At 73.0% G+C, this 8,538-nt stretch carries 4 protein-coding genes; 1 reads left to right on the top strand and 3 read right to left on the bottom strand.

The features are described 5' to 3' along the window. Positions 1 to 354: 354 nt before the first annotated feature. Positions 355 to 3,966 carry a transcription-repair coupling factor gene (gene mfd, locus IEZ17_RS34860; RefSeq protein ID WP_189307312.1) on the bottom strand — a complete coding sequence of 1,204 codons (3,612 nt, stop codon included), beginning with the start codon at positions 3,964 to 3,966 and terminating at the stop codon, positions 355 to 357. Positions 3,967 to 4,266: 300 nt separating this feature from the next. On the opposite strand from mfd, the gene IEZ17_RS34855 reads away from it, so the two are divergent. After that, positions 4,267 to 5,919: an MFS transporter gene (locus tag IEZ17_RS34855; RefSeq protein WP_229852941.1), complete on the top strand. Its 1,653-nt coding sequence runs from the start codon at positions 4,267 to 4,269 to the stop codon at positions 5,917 to 5,919. A gap of 63 nt (positions 5,920 to 5,982) precedes the next feature. Here the strand turns inward: IEZ17_RS34855 and IEZ17_RS34850 are convergent, their stop codons facing one another. After that, positions 5,983 to 6,987: a coiled-coil domain-containing protein gene (locus IEZ17_RS34850; protein WP_229852940.1), complete on the bottom strand. Its 1,005-nt coding sequence runs from the start codon at positions 6,985 to 6,987 to the stop codon at positions 5,983 to 5,985. A gap of 399 nt (positions 6,988 to 7,386) precedes the next feature. Then, positions 7,387 to 8,538 (bottom strand): SUKH-4 family immunity protein (locus tag IEZ17_RS34845; RefSeq protein ID WP_229852939.1); only part of this gene is annotated, 1,152 nt, incomplete at its 5' end.

Raw genomic sequence — 8,538 nt, 5'->3', positions numbered from 1 at the left:
GTGACGCGCCCCCGCCCGGTGGGAGGGAAGGTTTCCCGGCCGTCGTGGTGAACCCGTGGACCAGAAGCGCGGGTTGGGCGTGAGCACCCAGGGCCTCCCCTTCTCCCCCAGGGGTGGGGTCCCGACAACGGCGGGAGGGTGTGGGGCCGGAGGGGTGGTGTCGTGGACGTAAAGCGCAGCAGTCCACGACACCACCCCGGAGGCCCCGCACCCGGCACCCACCACCCACCGGGGCCCCACCCCGAACACCCCTCCGCCGAAGGCGGAAACCGCCCACCAACCCCCTCCGCTCCCGCCGAAGGCGGGGAAAACTGCACCCGCACCCCCGCGGCGGGAAAGCCGGCTACGTGGGAGTCACCCCAAAACGGTCGTCAGGAACTCCCCCACCCACGACAGCAGTTCGCGCCCCACCAACGGCTTGCCGCCGATCTTGCCGGTCGTCGGGCGCGGGACCAGGATCTGGCGGGTGGCCGGCTTGAGGACCGTACGGGGATAGAGGCGCTTGAGGCGGAGCTCCTGGGATTCGCGCAACTCCACCGGGCCGAAGCGGATGTTGGAGCCCTGGAGGGTGATGTCCGAGACGCCGCAGGCGCGGGCCAGCATCCGCAGGCCGGCGACCAGGAGGAGGTTCTCGACCGGCTCGGGCAGCTTGCCGTAGCGGTCGGTGAGCTCCTCGCGGACCGCCGCGATGTCCTCCTCGGAGTTCGCCGAGGCGATGGCGCGGTACGCCTGGAGGCGCAGTCGCTCGCCGGGCGCGTAGTCGTGCGGGACATGCGCGTCCACCGGGAGTTCGATCTTGACCTCCAGTGGGGGCTCCTCCTCCGCACCGCCCTCCAGGGACGCCCGATAGTCGGCGACCGCCTCGCCCACCATGCGTACGTAGAGATCGAAGCCGACGCCGGCGATGTGGCCGGACTGCTCGCCGCCGAGGAGGTTGCCCGCACCGCGGATCTCCAGGTCCTTCATGGCGACGTACATGCCCGCGCCCATCTCGGTGTGCTGGGCGATGGTCGCCAGCCGCTCGTGGGCGGTCTCGGTGAGCGGCTTCTCCGGCGGGTAGAGGAAGTAGGCGTAGCCGCGCTCGCGCCCGCGGCCCACCCGGCCGCGCAGCTGGTGGAGCTGGGAGAGGCCGAAGTTGTCGCCGCGCTCGACGATCAGGGTGTTGGCGTTGGAGATGTCGATACCGGATTCCACGATGGTCGTGGAGACCAGGACGTCGAACTTCTTCTCCCAGAAGTCGACCACGACCTGCTCCAGCTGCGACTCGCCCATCTGGCCGTGGGCGGTCTGGATGCGCGCCTCCGGCACGATCTCGCGGAGCCGGGCCGCCGCGCGGTCGATGGACTCGACGCGGTTGTGGATGTAGAAGACCTGGCCCTCGCGCAGGAGTTCGCGGCGGATGGCGGCGCCGATCTGCTTCTGCTCGTACGGCCCGACGAAGGTGAGGACCGGGTGCCGCTCCTCGGGGGGCGTGGTGATCGTCGACATCTCCCGGATGCCGGTGACGGCCATTTCGAGGGTGCGGGGGATCGGGGTCGCGGACATCGTCAGGACGTCGACGTTGGCGCGGAGCTTCTTCAGCTGTTCCTTGTGCTCGACGCCGAAGCGCTGCTCCTCGTCCACGATGACCAGGCCGAGGTCCTTGAACCTGGTCTCGGAGGAGAAGAGGCGGTGGGTGCCGATGACGATGTCGACGGCGCCGTCCCGCAGGCCCTCCAGTGTCGCCTTCGCCTCGGTGTCGGTCTGGAAGCGGGAGAGCGCCTTGACGTTGACCGGGAACTGGCCGTACCGCTCGGTGAACGTGCCGTAGTGCTGCTGGACGAGGAGGGTGGTGGGCACCAGCACGGCCACCTGCTTGCCGTCCTGGACGGCCTTGAAGGCGGCCCGGACCGCGATCTCGGTCTTGCCGTAGCCGACGTCGCCGCAGATGAGGCGGTCCATGGGGACGGACTTCTCCATGTCCTCCTTGACCTCGGCGATGGTCGTCAGCTGGTCGGGCGTCTCCGCATACGGGAACGCGTCCTCCAGCTCGCGCTGCCAGGGGGTGTCCGGGCCGAAGGTGTGGCCCGGCGCCGCCATCCGCGCCGAATACAGCTTGATGAGGTCGGCGGCGATCTCCTTCACGGCCTTCTTGGCGCGCGCCTTGGTCTTCGTCCAGTCGGCGCCGCCGAGCCGGTGCAGCGTCGGGGCCTCGCCGCCCACGTACTTGGTGACCTGCTCCAGCTGGTCGGTGGGGATGTAGAGCCGGTCGCCGGGCTGGCCGCGCTTGGCTGGGGCGTACTCGACCAGGAGATATTCGCGGGTGGCGCCCTGGACCGTGCGCTGCACCATTTCGATGTAGCGGCCGACGCCGTGCTGTTCGTGGACGATGAAGTCGCCGGCCTGGAGGGTGAGCGGGTCGATCTGCTTGCGGCGGCGGGCCGGCATCCGGGCCGCGTCCTTGCCGGCGGCCTTCTGGCCGGACAGATCGGTCTCGGTGAGCACCGCGATCTTCAGGGCCGGGTCGATGAACCCGTTGTCGATCGAGCCGCAGGCCACATGGACGACGGACGGCGCGATCTCGCCGAGGTCGGCCTCCAGGCGGGCGGCGATGCCCTCACCGCCCAGCACCTCGACCGTACGGGCCGCGGGGCCGTGGGCCTCGGTGACGAACACCGTGCGCCAGCCGTCCGCGAGCCACTGCTTGGTGTCGGCCAGCGCCCGCTGGGTGTCGCCCCGGTACGTCTCCGGGGCGTGCATCCCCAGCCTGAGGGTGTCCCCGTCGGCCTCTTCCCCATCGGCCGCGCTGTATCCGCTGCCACCAGAGGTGCTGAGTCCACTGTCACCAGAGGTGCTGAGTCCACTGTCACCGGAGGTGAACTGCGACACCGACCACCACGGCATGCCCAGCTCGCGGGCCCGGTCGCGGACGTCCGCGATGCCCCACAGGGACGCCGCGCCGACGTCGATCGGGGCAGCGCCACCGCCCGCGCTCGCCGCCCAGGACGCCTGGAGGAACTCCTGGCTGGTGGCGACCAGGTCGGCGGCCCGGGTGCGCACCCGCTCCGGGTCGCAGACCACCGCCATGCTGCCCTTCGGCAGGACGTCCAGCAGCAGCTCCATGTCGTCCACCAGGACGGGCGCCAGGGACTCCATGCCCTCGACGGCGATCCCCTCGGCGATCTTCCCGAGCAGCTCGCCCAGCTCCGGGTGCTGCTCGGCGAGCTCCGCGGCCCGCGCCCGCACCTCGTCGGTCAGCAGAAGCTCGCGGCACGGCGGCGCCCACAGCCCGTGCTCGGCGACCTCCAGGGACCGCTGGTCGGCGACCTTGAAATAGCGGATCTCCTCGACGTCGTCGCCCCAGAACTCCACCCGCAGGGGGTGCTCCTCCGTGGGCGGGAAGACGTCCAGGATGCCGCCGCGGACCGCGAACTCGCCGCGCTTCTCGACCAGTTCGACGCGCGCGTAGGCAGCCGCCGCCAGACCGTCGACGATCTCCTCCAGGTCGGCGGTCCGCCCCGTGCGCAGGCTGACCGGCTCCAGATCGCCCAGCCCCTTGACCTGCGGCTGGAGCACCGAGCGGATCGGCGCGACGACGACCGAGACCGGACCCGCCGTCGGGTCGTCGGCCTGCGGGTGGGCGAGCCGGCGCAGCACCGCCAGACGGCGGCCGACGGTGTCCGAGCGCGGCGAGAGGCGCTCGTGCGGCAGCGTCTCCCAGGAGGGGAACTCCACGACCGCGTTGTCCTCGCCGGCCGGCATCAGCGACCGCAGCGCGGCGGCCAGGTCCTCGGCCTCGCGGCCGGTGGCCGTCACCGCCAGCACCGGGCGGCCGGTCTGCCGGGCGAGCGCGGCCACCGCGAACGGGCGGGCGGCCGGCGGGCCGACCAGGTCCACATGCGGCCGGTGTCCGTCGGCCGCGGCCTTGACCGCTTCGGCGAGCGCCGGGTCCCGTACGACGGCGTCGAGCAGACCAGTCAGGCTCATGAAAAAGATTCCGTCCCAGCGAGGCGAACAACGCGACCGGTCCGCCACTCCCTCGGCAGCGCCGACGGGCGCGCACGGACCAGGGTTGCCCACCTTACGCTCGCCCACCGACAACCGGCCGCCGGAACGAGCCGCTGCCCGGGACCGCTGCCCCGTCCCACCCTTCGAGAAGCCCCGTTCCGCCCGGCGCCGGTGCGTGGAAGGGTGTCGGCAGAATCATGCCGACTACACGTAGTGGGGTCGGCCGCACAGGGCGGTCGCGCGCCGACCGCACCACGCACCACGGCAGGAGGGGGCCCGGTGAGCCGCATCACACAGGACAGCCACAGCGCCGGCCGGAACGGCGCCGGGAACCAGGGACCGGGCGGCCGGGACGCCACCGGTCCGGCCACCTCCCGGCGCGGGCCGGTGGTCGCCGCCCTCATGCTCGGCATGGCGCTCGCCGCCCTCGACTCGACGATCATCGCCACCGCCATCCCCCAGATCGTCGGCGACCTCGGCGGCTTCGCCGTCTTCTCCTGGCTCTTCTCCGGCTACCTGCTCGCCGTCACCGTCACCCTCCCCGTCTACGGCAAGCTCTCCGACACCTACGGCCGCAAGCCCATCCTCGTCACCGGCATCGCCCTCTTCCTCCTCGGCTCGCTGGCCTGCGCCGGCGCCTGGAACATGGCCTCCCTCATCGCCTTCCGCATCCTCCAGGGCCTGGGCGGCGGCGCCCTCCAGGGCACCGTGCAGACCATCGCCGCCGACCTCTACCCGATGAAGGAACGCCCCAAGATCCAGGCCAAGCTCTCCAGCGTCTGGGCCGCCTCGTCCGTCGCCGGGCCGGGCCTGGGCGGGCTGCTCACCGCGTACGGCGACTGGCGCTGGATCTTCCTGGTCAACCTGCCCGTCGGCGCGGTCGCCCTCTGGCTGATCATCCGCCATTTCTTTGAGGACAACGCCAGCCACGACAGCGAACGGGCCCGCACCGCCACCGCCGGGCGCCGCCCCCGCGTCGACTGGCCCGGCGCCCTCGCCGTCTTCGCCTGCGGCGGACTGCTGCTCACCGCCCTCGTCCAGGGCGGCACCGCCTGGCCCTGGCTCTCCGCGCCGTCCCTGCTGCTGCTCGCCGGCAGCGCGCTGTGCGCCGCGGCCACCCTCGCCATCGAACGCCGCGCCGCCGAGCCGATCATCCCCGGCTGGGTCTGGCGCCGCCGGACCATCTCCGCCGTGAACCTCGCCCTCGGCGCCCTGGGCCTCCTGATGGTCGCCCCCACCGTCTTCCTGCCCACCTACGCCCAGACGGTCCTCGGCCTCGGCCCCATAGCCGCCGGCTTCGTGCTCTCCGTGATGACGTTGAGCTGGCCGATATCCGCCGCCTTCAGCAGCCGCGTCTACACCCGCATCGGCATCCGGAACTGCGCGCTCCTCGGCATCGGCGTCGCCGCCCTGATCCTGCTCGCCTTCCCGCTGCTCCCCTACCCCGGCGCCGCCTGGCAGCCCGCGCTGCTGATGCTGGCGCTCGGCGCCGCGCTGGGCCTCTTCCAGCTCCCGCTGATCATCGGCGTCCAGTCCTCCGTCGGCTACGCCGAGCGCGGCACCGCCACCGCCTCGATCCTCTTCTGCCGCCAGGTCGGCCAGTCGATCGGCGCCGCCCTCTTCGGTGCCATCGCCAACGCCACCCTCAACGACCGCCTCGCGCACGCCCCTTCGGCCATCCGCTCCGGCCTGCCGCACGACCTCGACGCGGTCTCGCACGCCCTGGAGCACGCCGGTGCGCTCACCGCCCGCACCGCCGACTACCTGCGCCGCGCCGTCGACACCACCGTCGAGCACGTCTACCTGGGCGCCGCCGCTGCCGCCGCCCTCGCCCTGCTCGCCGTGCTCCTGCTGGCGCCCCGCCGGTTCCCCGTCCACGCGGATGCCCGTACGGGCGGGAGCGCCGCGGACGCAGCCGCGTCGGAAAGCTAGGGGCGGACGGACCAGGGACCGACCGCCGGAGGCCGGCCGCCGGGCGGCGCGGGCCCGCCGGGGCTACCGCCCGCCGCCCCGCTCCATACGGGGCCGCCGGGTCTCCAGCGTCTCCTCGCTGTCCGGATCGCCACCGGAGTCGGCGCCACCGGCCGCCGAACCGGCGTCCGCACCCGTGGCGGAGAAGTCCCCCGGGTCCTTGCCCGTGAGCGCCGCCAGGCTGTTCCGCACATGCGCCATATGGGTCCGGACCTCCTCGCACTCCTCGTCGTGCTCCCGCACGATCCGCTCGGTGGCCCGCTCGATCCGCTCCGCGTCGACCCGTGCCTGCGCCAGCAGCTCCGCGGCCCGGGCCTCGGCGTCCTCCTGGCGGTGCCGGGCCGACTCCTCGGTCTCCGCCGTCAGCCGCCGGCGCTCGGCGACCACGGCCTCCCCGTGCGCGTCCAGTTCGGCGACGCGCAGGTCCATCTCGGCCGCCAGGCTGGTCAGTTCCCGCTCCAGCGCGTCCCACTCCTCGTTCTGCCGCGCTTCCTGGTCCCGCAGCAGCTGCGCCGTGCGGCGTCGCATCTCCACCAGTTCCGCGGACGCCTCGGACCGCAGCTGCTCGGCATCCTTGACCGCCCCGGCCACCTGCGCCGACGCCTCACCGCACGCCGCCTCCTCGATGCGGCGCGCATCCTCCGACGCCTCCGTACGCAGCCGCTGCGACGCCTTGTCCGCCGCGGTCTGCGTTCGCTGCCCGAACGCGGCGGCCTCGTCGCGCAGCCGCTCCGCGGCGTGATCCGCCTCGGACCGCAGCCGGGCCGCCTCGGACTCCGCCGTCGTCAGGATCAGCCGGGCCTGGTCGCCGAGATCCTCGTACGTCTGCTCCGGCAGCTGCGCCACGTAGGCGCGCAGCTCGCCGAGTCCGGTCTCCATCTCGTTGCACAGCACCGTCAGCCGTGCGGCGCGCTCCCAGCAGGAGTCGCGGTCGATGGAGAGCCCCTCGACGCGCCGGTCCACGTCCTCAGGGCGGTAGCCGCGTCCTCGTACGGTCTCGAACCCGTGAGGCGAAACCGAAGTACTCATCCCTCAAGCCCCTCTCCGCTGCGCACAGCCGTCGCGCGGACCCGCATACTTCCGCACAGTCCCGCGCACATCTTTCTGGATCGGCCCGAAGCGGCTCCATTACGACACTCCGCCCATTCCCTCCCGCAAGGATGCGGCATGTGACGGCAGAAGCCGGAATTGGATCTTCGCCCGCACGGGGGGGGTGCGGAGTATCAACGACCTGACGCGGTCCGATGTCACGGCATGCGCGCATGACGAGGACGGGGCGGGGCGGGGCGGTGAAAGGGAATCAGTGGGGACGAACGGGGATCGACGGGGACGGGCACGAACGGGCGCGAACGGAGACAGGGGCGCGGACGGCCGAGCCGTCCGCGCCCCTGTCGTTCGCCGTGCCGGGTCAGCCGGCCCGGCGCCGCCCTACAGCAGGCCGTCCCACATCTGCTCCAGCAGCACCGACCACCAGGTCTCCGGCGACCCCAGGGCCGGCGGGTCCAGCGCCACCAGCTGCGCCTGGAAGTCGACCGTCCAGCGGCCCGCCTGTTCCGGCGTCAGCCCGTAGCGCAGCCGCCACATCCGCCCCAGCATCGCCAGGCAGCGCACGAACTCCGGCAGCCCGGTGTTCACGAACTGCGGGGCGGCGGGCTGCCCGCCGGGACCCGCCTCCATCGGGACCGCCACGATGTTCGCGGTCCCGTACTGGACGCACAGCTGACGGCCGAAGTCGTTGCCCATCACCAGGTACGAGCCCGCGTCCGGCGCCGGCTGCACACCGCGTTCCGCCGCCAGTTCCGCCAGCGTCGGCACCGGACGGCCCGGCTGCGCCTGCGCCCAGAAGAACGGCCCGAAGTCGACCGGCAGCCCGGCCCACACCAGCATCTGCGCCACGACGTCCGGTACGCCCTGCCGGGAGACCGCCCGCTGATCGAAGCGGAAGATCCCCTGCGGCCCGAACGACTGCTCCAGCTCCTGCCCGATCGCCGGCGGCGGCACCGGCATCGCCGGCTGCACCTGCGACGGGTGCGGCAGCGGCGCCCGGACCGGCGCCGGCCGCGCCGGACCGTCCGCGACCTGGTGCAACTCGCCCTGGTGCTCCACGAGATGCCGCACGCCCTGCTGCCGCGAGGCGTGGTCCCGGCCGTACGCGGCGGTGTGGCTGATCCGCACCTGCGGCCAGGTCTCCCGGATCATCCGGGCGCAGTAGCCACCGGGCAGATCGCAGCACTCCAGCTCGGTGTGCAGCTCCACCACCTGCTGCGGCGGGACGTTCATCGCGCGCAGCTCGTGCAGCAGCTGCCACTCCGGGTGCGGCGTACCGGGCGCCGAGCGGCGCACGATCTTCTGCTCGGAGCCGTCCGGCGCGCGGTAGCTCAGCACGGCCATGTAGCCGGGGCCGACGGTCGGCTGACCGCTCGGCGCCTGCGGGTAGCCGTACGCACCGGGCGCACCGGGGCCGCCCGGACCGCCGGGGCCGGGTGCACCGGGCGGGCCCGGCTGGGGGTACGCCGGGGGAGGGCCGGGCTGGTCCGGAGGAGCCAGCGGAGCACCGGGCGGCGGGACGCCGGGGCCGGC

It is taken from the genome of Streptomyces albospinus (assembly GCF_014648695.1).
Taxonomy (GTDB): domain Bacteria; phylum Actinomycetota; class Actinomycetes; order Streptomycetales; family Streptomycetaceae; genus Streptomyces; species Streptomyces albospinus.
This window is presented reverse-complemented; position numbering and strand designations above follow the sequence as displayed.